The 14,912-nt window shown below is 38.5% G+C and carries 12 protein-coding genes and 1 pseudogene; 9 read left to right on the top strand and 4 right to left on the bottom strand.

The genetic code is table 11. The features are described from left to right. Positions 1 to 19: 19 nt before the first annotated feature. Positions 20 to 868, bottom strand: a complete 849-nt coding sequence (locus G530_RS0102385; protein WP_026933005.1) for a DUF4382 domain-containing protein — start codon at positions 866 to 868, stop codon at positions 20 to 22. A gap of 162 nt (positions 869 to 1,030) precedes the next feature. On the opposite strand from G530_RS0102385, the gene G530_RS0102380 reads away from it, so the two are divergent. The 5 genes from G530_RS0102380 (at position 1,031) to G530_RS0102355 (ending at position 5,775) form a co-directional block, all read left to right on the top strand. Then, positions 1,031 to 1,780 carry an SDR family NAD(P)-dependent oxidoreductase gene (locus tag G530_RS0102380; RefSeq protein WP_026933004.1) on the top strand — a complete coding sequence of 250 codons (750 nt, stop codon included), beginning with the start codon at positions 1,031 to 1,033 and terminating at the stop codon, positions 1,778 to 1,780. A 302-nt stretch (positions 1,781 to 2,082) separates the two neighbouring features. Beyond that, the gene (locus G530_RS0102370; protein WP_026933003.1) at positions 2,083 to 3,219 is read left to right on the top strand and encodes an ATP-binding protein; all 1,137 of its coding nucleotides are present in this window, start codon (positions 2,083 to 2,085) and stop codon (positions 3,217 to 3,219) included. A gap of 1 nt (position 3,220) precedes the next feature. Then, a complete protein-coding gene (locus G530_RS0102365) occupies positions 3,221 to 3,949 on the top strand; it encodes a metallophosphoesterase family protein (protein ID WP_026933002.1) in 729 nt (242 codons plus the stop codon). Positions 3,950 to 4,127: 178 nt separating this feature from the next. Further along, complete coding sequence (locus G530_RS0102360) at positions 4,128 to 5,132, top strand: acyl-ACP desaturase (RefSeq protein ID WP_026933001.1); 1,005 nt, start codon at positions 4,128 to 4,130, stop codon at positions 5,130 to 5,132. A gap of 85 nt (positions 5,133 to 5,217) precedes the next feature. Then, positions 5,218 to 5,775, top strand: a complete 558-nt coding sequence (locus tag G530_RS0102355) for an autotransporter outer membrane beta-barrel domain-containing protein (RefSeq protein WP_026933000.1) — start codon at positions 5,218 to 5,220, stop codon at positions 5,773 to 5,775. Positions 5,776 to 5,917: 142 nt separating this feature from the next. Here the strand turns inward: G530_RS0102355 and G530_RS17865 are convergent. From G530_RS17865 to G530_RS0102340, 3 genes and pseudogenes are all read right to left on the bottom strand, one after another. Further along, a pseudogene (locus G530_RS17865) lies at positions 5,918 to 6,085 on the bottom strand (YkvA family protein); the annotation flags it as partial. 319 nt (positions 6,086 to 6,404) lie between these two features. After that, positions 6,405 to 7,958, bottom strand: coding sequence for an L-piperidine-6-carboxylate dehydrogenase (gene amaB, locus G530_RS0102345; protein WP_026932998.1), 1,554 nt, complete (start codon positions 7,956 to 7,958; stop codon positions 6,405 to 6,407). A gap of 60 nt (positions 7,959 to 8,018) precedes the next feature. Continuing rightward, on the bottom strand, positions 8,019 to 8,561 hold the full coding sequence (locus tag G530_RS0102340) for a 3-hydroxyanthranilate 3,4-dioxygenase (protein ID WP_026932997.1): 543 nt from the start codon (positions 8,559 to 8,561) through the stop codon (positions 8,019 to 8,021). Between the two features lie 231 nt (positions 8,562 to 8,792). Here G530_RS0102340 and G530_RS0102335 point away from each other — a divergent pair, with 231 nt between their 5' ends. The 4 genes from G530_RS0102335 (at position 8,793) to G530_RS0102320 (ending at position 14,907) form a co-directional block, all read left to right on the top strand. Beyond that, positions 8,793 to 9,854, top strand: coding sequence for an isoaspartyl peptidase/L-asparaginase family protein (locus tag G530_RS0102335; RefSeq protein WP_026932996.1), 1,062 nt, complete (start codon positions 8,793 to 8,795; stop codon positions 9,852 to 9,854). Positions 9,855 to 10,131: 277 nt separating this feature from the next. Then, entirely contained in the window at positions 10,132 to 10,620 is a 489-nt protein-coding gene (locus tag G530_RS0102330) for a GbsR/MarR family transcriptional regulator (protein ID WP_026932995.1), read from the top strand. Positions 10,621 to 10,629: 9 nt separating this feature from the next. Beyond that, on the top strand, positions 10,630 to 11,766 hold the full coding sequence (locus G530_RS0102325; RefSeq protein ID WP_026932994.1) for an efflux RND transporter periplasmic adaptor subunit: 1,137 nt from the start codon (positions 10,630 to 10,632) through the stop codon (positions 11,764 to 11,766). Positions 11,767 to 11,772: 6 nt separating this feature from the next. Further along, positions 11,773 to 14,907 carry an efflux RND transporter permease subunit gene (locus G530_RS0102320; RefSeq protein WP_026932993.1) on the top strand — a complete coding sequence of 1,045 codons (3,135 nt, stop codon included), beginning with the start codon at positions 11,773 to 11,775 and terminating at the stop codon, positions 14,905 to 14,907. Positions 14,908 to 14,912 lie beyond the last annotated feature (5 nt).

The raw sequence follows: 14,912 nt of genomic DNA, 5'->3' as shown, positions 1-14,912 counted from the left end.
TATATAGATCAAATTCATACTAGAGAGTTAACTCTCCAAGATCTGTAGTTTCATTTGGTTTTACCTCAACAGTTCCAATTGCGAAAGTGCTTAAGTTAGCATCTGCTTCTGGAATTGCTTCTAAACTATATACTCCGGCTGGAACACCGTTTAATGCAAAATTACCTTCAGCATCTGTATACGCAGAGATGGTTGTAGATTCTCCAGTTAATACTACAAGAGTTTGAACAGACATGTCTATATCTGCGGGTACAACTACTTTACCTACTACCATTCCGGCATCAGCTTCAGCAGAAAGTCTAATAACTGGTTTTAGGTTATAGCCACCGTTTCCTGTTTCAACAACAGATTTATCTACATCAAAATCTAAAAGAAAAGCATAGTTCTCACCAGCTTCGAAATTCTGATTCAGTTGTAACTTAAGACCAGATTGTTGAGCACTCGGAGTATTTAATGGTTTCTCAACTCCATCAACGATCACAGAATTCTCTGAACCAAGGATCAAACGCATCTGGCTAACATATCCAGCAGGAACTTCTGTATCTGCCAGTAACTGAGAAACTCCTCCGGTTAATTCTAGAAGATCATAAACACCAGTTTGTACATCACCAACACTTACCCATCCATCTCCGTCAACATCTGCCTCTGCTTCAGCTTCATTATCAGATTCCACATGGATCTCAATATCCTGAACATCGACAAAAACAGCCTCATAGTCACCAGGTGCATCGGTCATTCTAACTGTAAGATTTGCACTTCCTTCTCCAGAAGGATTAGAATCATCATCTTCGCTACAACTTGTTAATCCCAGGGAAATGAAAGTTGCGATCATCAAACTCTTTAAGGTTACATTTTTTAAATATCTCATATGTAGATTTTATTAGGTTTGATAGCCTAAGGGCAAGCTTTGTGCAATATTTCTCGCAAGCTTTTACATTTAACTAAATTTAACGGACCTTAACCATGCTTTAATAGACCATTGATATATTACAACTATTACTTCCTTACATTAGAAATTAAAAATTAGAAAATGAAAACTGCCTTAATAACCGGTGCTACCAGTGGTATTGGTAAGTCTACTGCAATAAGATTTGCCCTGGAAGGGATAAGACTGATTCTATGCGGGAGAAGAACCGACCGTCTGGAACAATTAAAAAATGAGCTATCTGTAGAAAGTTCGGTACACATCCTCAGTTTTGATGTGAGGAACAGGGAAGAAGTATTTAAAACTATTGAATCTCTTCCGGAAGAATTCAGAAATATAGATATCCTGGTAAACAACGCCGGAAATGCGCATGGTCTGGATCCTATACAAACCGGAAGCATGGACGACTGGGATGCGATGCTGGATATTAATGTAAAAGGTTTGCTGTACGTAAGTAAAGCTATCATTCCCGGAATGATAGAAAGACAATCTGGCCATATTATCAATATTGGTTCTACGGCGGGAAAAGAAGTATATCCCAATGGGAATGTTTACTGTGCCAGCAAACATGCCGTGGACGCTATTAACCAGGGAATGAGAATTGACCTTAATGGTAACGGAATTCGTGTTGGAGCCGTAAATCCAGGTCTTACTCAAACAGAATTCAGCGACGTACGTTTTAAAGGAGATTCAGATAAAGCCGAAAAGGTTTATCAGGGATTTAAAGCATTACAACCAGAAGATATTGCAGATATTATTCATTTTGTAGTAACCAGACCTTATCATGTAAATATTGCAGATTTAACAGTAATGCCAACGGCCCAGGCGTCCAGTACCATGGTCGACAGGAAATAGAGATCTTTATTTTTTAACAAAAATCATACAGTGCTGCCAGGGGAGATTATCAATATTTAATTTAAACCCGGCAGCATACATTTCCTGTACTTTTTGTTTTATGGTCATTTTATGTAATTCATTCAAAACAAAACCAAGCATAATGAACATAAAATCAGCTTGCAAAGTAAAATCGAAATTATTTCCGCGGTAAATTTTATATTTAGATCGTAAGATCAAACGATTATTACTTAAATTAGGTTGAAACCTACTCTGGTGCTTTCAGAATAACTTTAGATTTAAATGTCCTGATAACCTGAATCATGATCAATAAACGCCTGCTTATCAAAAACCTGCTTGCTCACAATGATGAGAACAGCTTTTATGATAAAAAGCGTCAGCTAAACATTGGTGAAAAGGAAGGCAAGGCAAAATTCCTGAAACATATTTGTGCGCTCTCAAATTCAAACCCCGAAAACAATTCTTATATAGTTATTGGAGTTGAAGATGAAGACAGTAAAATTGTAGGTATAGACTTTTATGACGATAGTAAGATCCAGAATCTTATTAATGCTTACCTAAGCAATCCACCGATCATTTCATACGAGAATATTCCTTTTCCTCATTTACCAGATAATCTAGTCGTAGGCCTGGTAACCATTAGGCCTAATCATGGTAAAATATGCTCTTTCAGGAAGAATATCTGGAAATACTATGGCGGATCTGTTTTTCTTCGGGATGGCAGTATAAGTATGCCAAAAGTTTTTGATATTGAAATTAAAGACGCTAATTCTACAATCGTTTCTTCTATAGAAAACCATTCTCATAATAATATTGAATATACCCTGGACGGAGTTTTCGATTTTATGAAAAAGAGAAAGGATTATAATCCATCATACAAGGTTTTTAAAGAATATTTCGTGGTTTGCTGGGCTGGCAAGGAGAAAAAAATAAAAAATGAGACTTACTTTTCCCGGGTAGATATAGAATTGATCAATGAGCAGGTGAAATTATTCTATTCAGATCTTGATGAGGTAAGTATTGTTCAGGATAATAATCAATTTAAGATCATTGAATATGTGCATTTGGGACTGCATGATCAGTTTCAATATTATCCCCTGGAAGAAGTCGTTATAAGGTTCAGGGATAACGGCAGTTATGACATCAACGGGGAATTACTATTTGTTCCGCCGAAATTCGATAAAAAAACCCTTTATCATATCTACAATACTAACCAGGCTCTGATCAAAAAATTAAAAAAAGGAATTGAGCTCAATTCAGTAGAAAAGAAAGACATTAAAAATCTACCATCTACATATTTATTATGCTATTTGAATAATTTTACCGAAGCTTTAACGAAACTGGAGGAAGCCAAACCTTATCTTAAGGCCTACAGCAAGGAAGTATACCATTCATACAAGGAAAGTATGCGAATATTAAGAAAGGTAAAATATAATTAATATGTCAAGAACACTGGTACTGGGGGATTTACACGGCGGTTTAAAAGCACTTATTCAGCTTTTAGAAAAAATAGATCTGTCAACCTCAGACGAATTGATCTTCCTGGGAGATTATGTAGATGGTTGGAGTGATTCTGCAAATACGGTTTCTTATTTAATAGAACTTGCCAAACAGAATTCATGCATCTTTATTAGAGGAAATCATGATGATCTGGCTCATAAGTGGCTTAAAACAGGAGAAATGAATGAAAAATGGCTGGAGCATGGTGGCCAGTCAAGTTTAAATGCATATCGAAATTTTACAGAGGAGGATAAGAAAAAACACAAAAAATTCTTCAGTGAAATGGTTAATTACTACCAGGATCAGGATGACAGACTTTTTGTGCATGCAGGATTCACAAATCTACATGGACCAGAATTCGAGTATCACGAAACCGCCTTTTACTGGGATCGTACTTTATGGGAAATGGCTCTGGCTATAAACGAGGAAATTAAACTGGATGACTTTCGATATCCTAAGCGGTTAAAACATTTTAAGGAAATATATATAGGACACACTCCAGTAACACGAATCGGTGAAACCACACCCGTTAAAAAAGCAAATATCTGGAATGTTGACACCGGGGCAGCCTTTAAAGGACCAGTTTCTGCAATAGATATAGATTCAAAAGAGATATACCAAAGTGATCCCGTGCACTCATTTTACCCTAATGAACAGGGCAGAAATTAGGCTTTTTTTATTACGTCCTCTAAAAGACTATTCCTATATTTGAAGATTAATCTTATCTATTACTGTTAAATAACAGTTTTTTAGACTCAGGATTTACTGCATGTTTATTGCGGGATTTGTAAAATATAGGCTTTAAAAGAATGATGCCCTATAGATTGTTAGATTTAAGAGATAAAAAATGGCCTTAGACAATATACGATTAGAAGTAATGAACACGGTGGAGAAATCTGTTCAGGGATTTATAGAAAAATATCTTATCCCGGTTGAAGAAATATGGCAACCTACAGACCTCCTACCGAATCTTCAGAATGAATCTGGATTTGATGAAGTACACCAGATAAGAGAAGAAGCCAAAGAACTTGGTTATGATTTTTGGGTGGTTTTAGTTGCAGATATGGTAACAGAAGAAGCCCTGCCAACCTACGAATCGTGGCTTATGGACATGGAAGGTGTAGAGCAACACGGTAAATCAAAAGGCGAACATAATGCCTGGGCAAAATGGGTACGCCACTGGACTGGTGAAGAAAATCGTCACGGAGATACATTAAATAAGTACTTATACCTTTCTGGTAGGGTAGATATGAAAGAGGTTGAAAAAACTACTCAACATCTTATTAATGATGGGTTTGATATTGGAACCGGAAGAGATCCCTACAGAAATTTCGTTTACACTAGCTTCCAGGAATTAGCAACTAATATTTCTCACAAACGTGTGGGACAGTTAGCTAAGAAGAAGGGAAACAAGATGCTTGGTAAAATGTGTAATATCATCGCAGGAGATGAAATGAGACACTACATGGCATATAGAGAGTTTGTGAAGACGATCTTTGAACATGACCCGAGTGAAATGATGCTTGCCTTCCAGGATATGATGAAGAAAAAGATCGTAATGCCTGCCCAGTTTATTAGAGAATCTGGCCAGGGAATAGCAGAAGCTTTTGAGAATTTCTCTAATGCTGCCCAAAGATTAGGTGTATATACTACCTACGATTATATCGACATTCTTAGGAAACTTAACGATTACTGGGAGATTGATAAAATGCGATCTCTTACAGATGATGCTGAAAAAGCACGTGATTACCTAATGGCACTTCCTGATAGAATGCATAGAATTGCCGATAGAATTGCGGTTCCTCAGGATCAGCATAAATTTAAATGGGTAGAAGCCAACGGAATGGTTTAATAAAATATTCTATATTCGAAAAATAAATACAAAACCCTGTTTACTTTTAACAGGGTTTTTTTAATCGAAAAACTTAAAATCACTGATGAAAAAAATAATAGTTGCCCTGATCTTTATAACCACATTTAATATGGGATATTCTCAAAGTGGAGTAAAAAACAACGAAATCAAATTAAATATTGCCAATACCATCGCCATAGCATCTGTAGAATTTGGCTATGAAAGGTTTATTGATAACCATCAGTCTTTAGAAGGAGTAATTCTTATTAATGACCGCATGAATTATCATTCTGAAAATGGTTCAAGAAAATTTGATACCAATAGTTTCAAATTGGGATACAACTATTATTTCGGGGAAGAATATGCAGCCTCCGGTCTTTTTATAAACCCATTTCTAAAATATCGCACCGGTGAGTTTACAAAGGATGGTGATGACGTAGATGAACCTGCATTTGTGGGAAGTACAGTTACAGACATGAATTCTTTTATTATTGGTCTTGGAGCGGGCTATAAATGGAATTTTAATGACACTTTTGTATTAGGTCCATTTTTAAACATTGGCAGGAACTTTAGTGATGAAGTGAAAGATCGATTTTCAGCGATAGAATTCAATGCAGGTTTTAATATTGGCTACAGGTTTTAATACATACAAGTTATCACATAAAAAAACCGCTCAGAATCTGAGCGGTTTTTTTTATTCTATTTTTTAAGACTTATGCAGATTTAGCATCTTTCCACACCTGGTAAGTTGCAAGATCCTTTTCCATGAGATTTAAACAGAACCCTACAACTGCAGCGTCATCTAAATATCCCAATACCGGAATAAAATCCGGGATCAGGTCAATTGGAGACAGAACATAAAGTAATGCTGCTCCAGCCGCCGCAACGATATTAAATGGAATTTCCCTGTATTCCCCGCTAGCATAATCCTTGACAAGGGAAAACAGAAGCATCGCGTCATCTAAATAACGTTTCAATTTACCTTTGCTTTCAAATTTATCCAGGATCTTTTCCTCTTTATTGATCACTTTTTCAACATCATCTTTTTCGAACTTTTCTGTTCTTTTAGAAAGTTCTTCACCTGCCTGTTCTCTGGAAATTTCGCTCATTGTAATTGTAATTTATTCTTTGCCGAAAATAAAGAATGTATGTTCTGAAGACAAATCTCACCCAACTATTTAAGTTCGATTTAACTTTGTACACGTATGAAAATCAGAAATTAAAAGAGCCCCGAAATTATCGGGGCTCTTAATAACACTCAATTGAACTAAACTATAGATCAAACTTTATTCCCTGTGCTAGGGGTAATTCGGTTGTATAGTTAATCGTATTTGTTTGTCTTCTCATATAAACTTTCCAGGCATCAGAACCACTTTCACGGCCTCCGCCTGTTTCCTTTTCACCTCCAAAAGCACCACCAATCTCGGCTCCAGAAGTACCAATATTTACATTGGCGATTCCACAATCTGAACCTTCCGCAGAAAGGAATCTTTCAGCCTCTCTAAGATTATTGGTCATAATTGCCGAAGAAAGACCTTGTTTTACTCCATTCTGAAGTTTTAAGGCATCACTTACATCTCCTGAATACTTCATAAGATATAAAACCGGTGCAAACGTCTCATGCTGAACGATCGCAAAGTGGTTTTCAGCTTCGGCAATAGCAGGTTTTACATAGCACCCGCTTTCATAACCTTCACCTTCAAGTACTCCACCTTCAACTAGTATCTTTCCGCCTTCTTCAACTACTTTATCTAAAGCAGCCTGGTAGTTCTTAACCGCATCTTTATCAATAAGAGGACCTACATGATTATTCTCATCCAGAGGATTCCCTATTCTAATTTGCTTGTATGCGCTTACCACGGCTTCCTTTACTTTATCATAAACATCTTCGTGAACTATAAGTCTTCTGGTTGAAGTACAACGCTGACCGCAAGTACCAACGGCTCCAAATACAGCTCCAATCACCGTGTTTTTGATATTAGCATCTGGAGTCACTATAATGGCATTGTTTCCTCCTAATTCCAGCAATGATTTTCCTAAACGAGCAGCAACTGCCTGAGCTACGATCTTACCCATTTTAATTGAACCAGTAGCCGATATCAAAGGTACTCGGTCATCCTTGGTCATCATTTCACCTACTTTATAGTCTCCGGTAATTAAACAGGAAATACCTGCAGGCACGTTATTTTCTTTAAACACCCTGGCCGCGATATTCTGGCAGGCTACTGAAGTTAAAGGGGTCTTTTCTGAACCTTTCCAGATACATGCATCTCCACAAACCCAGGCCAGGGCAGTATTCCATGACCAAACGGCTACTGGGAAGTTAAATGCTGAAATGATCCCAACAACTCCCAGTGGGTGATATTGTTCGTACATTCTATGTCCAGGACGCTCACTATGCATGGTTAGTCCATAAAGCTGTCTGGATAATCCAACTGCGAAATCACAGATATCTATCATTTCCTGAACCTCACCAAGACCTTCCTGGTATGATTTTCCCATTTCATAAGAAACCAGCTTTCCTAGTGGTTCTTTCAGTCTTCTAAGTTCATCGTTAAACTGGCGCACAACTTCTCCTCTCTGTGGAGCAGTCCATGTTCTCCATTCCTTAAAGCCGGCATCGGCAGTTGTGATCACCTTTTCATAATCTTCTTTTGTAGTCGCCTTAACCTTCCCGATCAAAGCGCCATCTACAGGTGAATATGATTCAATAATATCTCCGTTACTAAACCAGTCGGTACCGGTCGATGTTCCGTTATTGATGTCGTTTAATCCTAAATCTTCCAGGGCTTGTTTAATCCCGAATTCTTCAGCAATTTTGCTCATTAATTTGCGTTTTTATCGATTAATTTGTGTAGTTGTTGCGAAAATAGGAAAAATAAACCGCTATTCCACGTCAGATGTGAATCTAGAATCGGCCTCCATTACTTCCCCGCAATTATCGCATGTTCTCAATTCCTTGCTGTTATAGAAATGCCTGAAATGCTGCAGAAAATCGGTTTCGATGTCCTGAAGCGGGAAATACACTTCATATAACTTATGGTTGCAATTATCACAAAACCACATCAAGCCATCCTTACCATCTTCACCTATCCTTTTACGTTCTATAACCAGTCCAATAGAACCCTCGCTCCTTTCTGGTGAATGTGGAACTTTAGCCGGATGCAGATACATATCTCCGGGTCCCAATTTCATAGTTGTTTTCTCCCCGTTATCCTGTATATGAACCTGGATATTACCTTCCAGCTGATAAAAAAGTTCTTCGGTCTCATTATAATGATAATCTTTACGGGCATTTGGACCAGCAACGACCATCACAATATAATCCCCAGATTCTTTGTATAGATTTCGGTTTCCTACCGGCGGCTTCAGGCTTTCACGATTCTGCTCTATCCATTTATTTAAATTAAAAGGTCCGTCTACTGGCATATGTTCTAATTTTTACTAAAATTAAACATTCCAGTTCAGAAAATGTTTATAATACAGTTAATTTGGGCGCCTGCCCTACACCGCGCTATCCGCTCCAAGTCCTCGTCACGCCTTTCAGGGTGCCTCCGGGCTTTATGCTCCTATCGCTGGCGCAAATCCAACGAAAATTGTCGGTTTATAAGGTATATGCCTCAATTTTTTAGTAATTTCAATCCAATTCATTCCTGAAATATGAAAAATCTACTTGTCCTATTTGGTCTACTGCTATTTATAAGTTGTAATGAGAATAAAACCCAGAATTCAGCAGAAAAAACGTCTCAAACTACTAAACAAAAGGATTCGACCCCGAATTTTGGAATTGTGATCCATGGTGGTGCGGGAACTATCTTAAAGGAAAACATGAGCGACTCACTGGAGCAGGCCTATAAATTGAAACTGGAGGAAGCTATACGAACTGGTCATGAAATACTTGCCAATGGTGGAACAGCACTGGAAGCGGTGCAAAGAACAATTAATGTAATGGAGAACAGTCCTCTTTTTAATTCGGCAAAAGGAGCTGTTTTTACTAATGAAGGCAGGAATGAACTTGATGCTTCAATTATGGATGGAAAAACTCTGAATGCGGGAGCAGTTGCTGGAGTGACCAATATTAAAAACCCTATTAACCTGGCTTATGAGGTGATGGTGAATTCAGAACATGTGCTACTTTCAGGAAAAGGTGCTGAGCAGTTTGCAAAAGAACAAGGACTTGAGGTCGTAGATCCTGAATATTTTTATACTGAAAAGCGATTCAGAGCAATGGAAAAAGCTCGGCAAAGAGAAAATAATTCCAAGAAAACTGCATTTTTCGATCCTTTGATAAAAGACGAAAAATTCGGCACTGTTGGATGTGTAGCTCTGGATAAAAATGGCAATCTCGCCGCAGGAACTTCAACCGGTGGTATGTCTAACAAAAAATATAATCGAATTGGAGATTCCCCAATTATTGGTGCAGGTACCTACGCGAATAATAAAACCAGTGCAATTTCCAGTACCGGTTGGGGTGAATTCTTTATAAGAGGGGTTGTTGCTTATGATATTTCTGCAATGATGGAATATAAAAATATGAGCTTAAAGGAGGCAGCTTCTGAAGTTATTCAAAATAAGCTCCCTGCACTGGGTGGCAATGGTGGAATCATCGCTATAGACAATGAAGGCAATTTTGCGATGGAGTTTAATACTGCAGGAATGTACAGAGCAGCCATGAACAAAAATTCAGAGCTTACCATCGGGCTTTATGAAGAAAATGAATAGAACATCTACTTTCTAAAATCCATTTGGTCAAACCGCTTTAGAACAGAAATAACTATTAAAAAAGGCCTGAAAGACTATCCCCAGTAAACGAGTATGGTGAGGCTCAACAATGTTATTAATTAAATCTAACCTGAATATCCATTAGAATAAATAGGAATAAACCATTTCTATCCTCAAATCGATCTAAAGCAAGTTTAACTATAATTTAAGGTTTTTTTAGTTCGGTTAATTCCGAACCAACCTTATTTTTGTAGCCTCATTCTAAAAAATGAATTAAATGGACTGTTGCTCACCAGAGAAACAAAAATTAATTGAGGAATTAGGGCTTCATTTTGAAAAGAATCAGAATTTGGCGCCTCTGGCTGCCCGTATTTACGCGATCATGATTCTTTCACCGAATGAAGGACACACCTTCGATGAGATAAAGCAGATCACAGATGCCAGTAAAAGTTCGGTTTCTACCCAGCTAAATCTGCTTATGCAGACCAAAAAAGTGGACTATTTTACTAAAACAGGTGATCGTAAGAGATATTTCAGGGCGAGCAAAACCTATTTAAAGAATACCCTTAAAGAATATCTGGAAAATATTTCTGAAGAGATCAAAATGGTAGATAAGATCATCAAATTCAACTCTACCTATAATTCAGAAAAATTTGAGAAAGACGGGCATATCCCGAAGATGTTTAGAAATTATCTGTTTGCTCAAAAGGAAAATCTGGAAAATTCAATTCAGAAAGTATCTGAACATGAAAATACACAACCTTAAAAGATTGCTATGAAGAAGAAAAAAATCTTTTTAATTGGAATTGCTATTGTAGGCTTTGCGGCGCTTTCGTCCTGCGGTAATACTGATTCAAAAGCGGAAGCAGCTGGAAGTTTGGCCCCACCCCCTTCTTATCCGGTTATTGAAGTATCAAGGAAAACTGTAACTGCCTTCAATTCTTATCCCGCGACCATAGAGGGTTCTGTAAATAGTGCAGTTCGCGCTAAGGTTTCAGGCTATATTACAGATGTTTTAGTAGAAGAAGGAGAAAATGTGAAGAAAGGACAATTATTGTTCAAACTAGAAACCAAATCTCTTAACCAGGATGCCCAGGCCGCAAAGGCAAATGTAAATGCCGCCCAGGTTGAGGTAGACAAACTAAAACCACTGGTTGAGAAAGAAATTATTAGCCAGGTTCAAATTGAAACAGCAAAGGCTAAGCTGGAACAGGCTAAAAGTACATATAACAGTATTGCTGCGAATATTGGCTATGCCAATATAAAAAGTCCTGTAGACGGTGTGGTTGGAAAGATCAATTTTAGAAACGGATCTTTAGTGAGTCCGCAGGATCAAATGCCTATCACAAATGTTTCTTCGATAGAAAATGTGTATGCTATCTTTTCCATGAACGAGAAGGATTTTCTGGATTTTATGAGCGATGCTGAAGGAAAAACCACTTCAGAAAAGATCGGAAATACTCCGGGGATCCAGCTTATTATGGCCAATTCTAGAGAATATGAAAACAAGGGTAAGATAGAAACGATTTCGGGAAATATTGATGAACAGACAGGAACGGTTTCATTCAGGGCAAAATTCAAGAATAACGGATTGCTTAGAAATGGTAGTAGCGGAACCGTTAAAATTCCAAAAACTTATGAAAATGCGATTGTAGTGCCCAGCCTTTCCACTTACGAAAGACAAGGACAAACCTTTGTATACAAAATTAAAGCCGACACGCTTACTTCCAGTTCCATCGATATTCTAAGTGAAATAAAGAATCTCTATGTAGTAAAAGAGGAAGATGGAGTTGAAGCTGGTGAATTGATACTGGCTAAAGGAACAGGAAAGGTTAGGCCTGGAATGAAAATAAGTCCGAATAAAGTAAGCATGGATAGTATCCTAGATTCTTTTGACCAGGTTTTCAAATAAGAGATTATGCTAAAGACATTTATAGACCGGCCGGTACTTTCTACTGTAATTTCGATTATTATCGTGATCCTGGGAATTTTAGGATTATCTCAACTTCCGGTGACACAATATCCAGATATTGCTCCTCCAACGGTTCAGGTTAATGCATCATATCCCGGGGCGAATGCGGAAACCATCGTAGAGAGTGTGATCATTCCTATCGAAGAACAAATAAACGGTGTAGAGGGAATGAAATATATCACCTCTACAGCTAGTAATAATGGAACCGCAAACATTCAGGTATTCTTTGAACAGGGTTACGACCCCGATATTGCCGCAGTGAACGTACAGAACAGGGTGGCCAGGGCGAATGCGGTTCTGCCTTCTGAAGTTATCCGCTCTGGGGTTATCACGACCAAGGCACAGAATTCGGCCTTATTATATGCCGGGATCTATTCTACCAATCCAGATTTTGACGATACCTTTCTTCAGAATTACCTTAATATCAATGTAAAACCGGAATTACAAAGGATTAACGGGGTTGGTGATGTCACCGTTTTTGGAGGAAAGGATTATGCCATGAGGATCTGGCTTGACCCGGCTAAAATGGCAAATTACGGACTTGTACCCGCAGATGTGACTGCTGCTATAGGTGAACAGAGTCTTGAAGCGGCTTCCGGTTCGTTAGGACAGAATGCCGGTGAATCTTTTGAATATGTACTTACCTATGGAGGTAGATATAAAACGGTTGAAGAATACGCCGATGTTATAATCAAAGCCCAGGAAAATGGAGACCTATTAAGATTAAAAGACGTAGGAACGGTTGAACTTGGAGCACAATCTTATTCTTCCTTATCAAAATCTAAGGGATATCCAGCCCTGAGTTTCGGAATTTTTCAAACACCGGGTTCTAATGCCCAGGAGATTATTGAAGAAATCTACGATAAACTGGATGAAATGAAAACGGAATTTCCGGAAGGCGTGGATTACATTGTTAACTACGATACCAATAAATTCCTTACCGCATCGATCTCAAAAGTACAGACCACCCTTATTGAAGCCTTTCTACTTGTTTTCCTGGTAGTATTTATATTCCTACAGGATCTTAAATCTACTTTGATCCCGGCGATTGCTGTTCCGGTTTCGATCATTGGTACCTTCTTTTTCCTGAACCTTTTGGGATACTCAATCAACCTGCTTACACTTTTTGCCCTGGTTCTGGCGATTGGTATCGTGGTGGATGATGCAATTGTGGTTGTAGAAGCCGTTCATGCAAAACTCGAAGGCGGAGAAAAGAATCCAAAAAAGGCATCAGTATCAGCCATGAATGAAATTGCAGGAGCAATCGTTTCCATCACACTGGTTATGGCTGCTGTATTTATCCCAATTACCTTTATTCAGGGTCCCTCAGGTGTATTCTATGAACAATTCGGGGTTACGCTGATAATTGCTATACTTATTTCAGCCGTAAATGCCTTAACACTGAGCCCGGCATTATGCGCCATTTTCTTAAAACCGAAGAAGGAAAAGGAGGAGAAGAAGAAAAATCTATTACAAAAGTTTTATTCGGCTTTTGATGCAGCTTTCGAAGCAACTAAAGCTAAATACGTTAGGTCACTTGGTTTTCTAACCAAATATAAATGGATAAGTTTCGGGATTCTGGCCATTGCAGTAGCAGCTATTTTCCTTATTAATAAAACCATTCCATCAGGATTCGTACCTACAGAAGATCGTGGGGTGATCTTTGTAAACGGTGAACTACCTCCGGGATCATCCTTAGACAGATCTTTTGAAACCACACAGGATCTTTATGAGCAAATGACTTCCGTAGAAGGGATCAGGACCGCCACAGTGATCGCAGGTAGGAACTTTTTCTCGGGAGCAGGTAGTTCAAACTTTATGGGCTTTATTATCCTGGAAGACTGGGAAAACAGAGAAACCGAGGAGACCAATATTGATAATATCATTGCGGAACTTAATAAAAAGTCAGGCAGCATCAGTGATGCAAAGATCATTTACTTTACACCACCTTCAGTTCCTGGATTTGGTAGTGCAGATGGGTTTGAAATGCAGCTTCTGGATCGGGAAGCAGGTAGTTTAGAAGATCTTGATGAGACAGCGAACAATTTCGTGAACAATCTCATTCAGCAACCGGAAGTGGCCTATGCCTCTAATCCATTCAGCACAAATTATCCACAATTACGTATAGACATTAATACGGCTAAGGCTAAACAGGCCGGGGTTGGAGTGAATGATATTCTATCTGTTTTACAGGGATATGTTGGAGGAATCTACACGGCTAACTTTAGTCGCTTCGGAAAACAATACCGAGTATTCGTACAATCCTTACCAGACGATAGAATTTCAAAGGAAAGTCTGAACAGTATGTACGTTAGAACATCCAATGGTGAAATGTCGCCGGTATCGCAATATGTAAGCCTTAACAGGATTTATGGGCCACAAACAATTAGTAGGTTTAACCTTTTTAATGCCGTGGCTATTAATGGTACTGCGACTAAAGGTTACAGCTCGGGAGGAACCATCGACGCTATCAATAGGACCGCTGAAGATGTACTTCCAAATGGATATGATGTAGCTTTTTCCGGATTAACCCGTGAGGAAATTGCTTCCGCGGGACAGGCCGGAATTATTTTTATGCTGAGCATTGTTTTCGTGTATTTTCTTCTGGCTGCACAATATGAAAGCTATTTATTACCATTTTCGGTAATATTATCGCTGCCAATAGGAGTTGCGGGTGCTTACCTGGCAACCTGGCTAACCGATAATCAGAATAACATCTATTTCCAGATCGCCCTGATCATGCTAATAGGATTACTGGCAAAAAATGCCATCTTGATAGTTGAATTCGCCCGGCAAAGACGATACGAAGGCTTATCAATTACCGAAGCCGCCATTGATGGAGCCAAAGTCAGGCTAAGACCGATTTTAATGACCTCTTTTGCCTTTATCCTGGGACTAATGCCACTTGTCCTTGCCAGCGGAGTTGGTGCAGAAGGTAATAGGTCTATAGGTACAGGAGCTGCCGGAGGATTATTGATTGGAACTGTTTTCGGGGTATTTGTGATTCCGGTGCTATTCATAATCTTTCAGTGGTTACAGGAAAAAATTGAAAAAAAACCGGAAGCCGTTCAAAACGATTAATTAAT

The organism is Christiangramia echinicola DSM 19838, from assembly GCF_000423065.1.
Lineage (GTDB): Bacteria > Bacteroidota > Bacteroidia > Flavobacteriales > Flavobacteriaceae > Christiangramia > Christiangramia echinicola.
The sequence above is the reverse complement of the archived record's forward strand: the minus strand, read 5'-3'. Positions and strand labels throughout refer to the sequence as shown.

Coding starts and splice junctions, on each gene's coding strand:
- G530_RS0102380 (WP_026933004.1), top strand. CDS start 1,031: ATGAAAACTGCCTTAATAACCGGTGCTACCAGTGGTATTGGTAAGTCT.
- G530_RS0102385 (WP_026933005.1), bottom strand. CDS start 868: ATGAGATATTTAAAAAATGTAACCTTAAAGAGTTTGATGATCGCAACT.
- G530_RS0102325 (WP_026932994.1), top strand. CDS start 10,630: ATGAAGAAGAAAAAAATCTTTTTAATTGGAATTGCTATTGTAGGCTTT.
- G530_RS0102370 (WP_026933003.1), top strand. CDS start 2,083: ATGATCAATAAACGCCTGCTTATCAAAAACCTGCTTGCTCACAATGAT.
- G530_RS0102365 (WP_026933002.1), top strand. CDS start 3,221: ATGTCAAGAACACTGGTACTGGGGGATTTACACGGCGGTTTAAAAGCA.
- G530_RS0102320 (WP_026932993.1), top strand. CDS start 11,773: ATGCTAAAGACATTTATAGACCGGCCGGTACTTTCTACTGTAATTTCG.
- G530_RS0102355 (WP_026933000.1), top strand. CDS start 5,218: ATGAAAAAAATAATAGTTGCCCTGATCTTTATAACCACATTTAATATG.
- G530_RS0102360 (WP_026933001.1), top strand. CDS start 4,128: ATGGCCTTAGACAATATACGATTAGAAGTAATGAACACGGTGGAGAAA.
- G530_RS0102340 (WP_026932997.1), bottom strand. CDS start 8,561: ATGCCAGTAGACGGACCTTTTAATTTAAATAAATGGATAGAGCAGAAT.
- G530_RS0102330 (WP_026932995.1), top strand. CDS start 10,132: ATGGACTGTTGCTCACCAGAGAAACAAAAATTAATTGAGGAATTAGGG.
- G530_RS0102335 (WP_026932996.1), top strand. CDS start 8,793: ATGAAAAATCTACTTGTCCTATTTGGTCTACTGCTATTTATAAGTTGT.
- amaB (WP_026932998.1), bottom strand. CDS start 7,958: ATGAGCAAAATTGCTGAAGAATTCGGGATTAAACAAGCCCTGGAAGAT.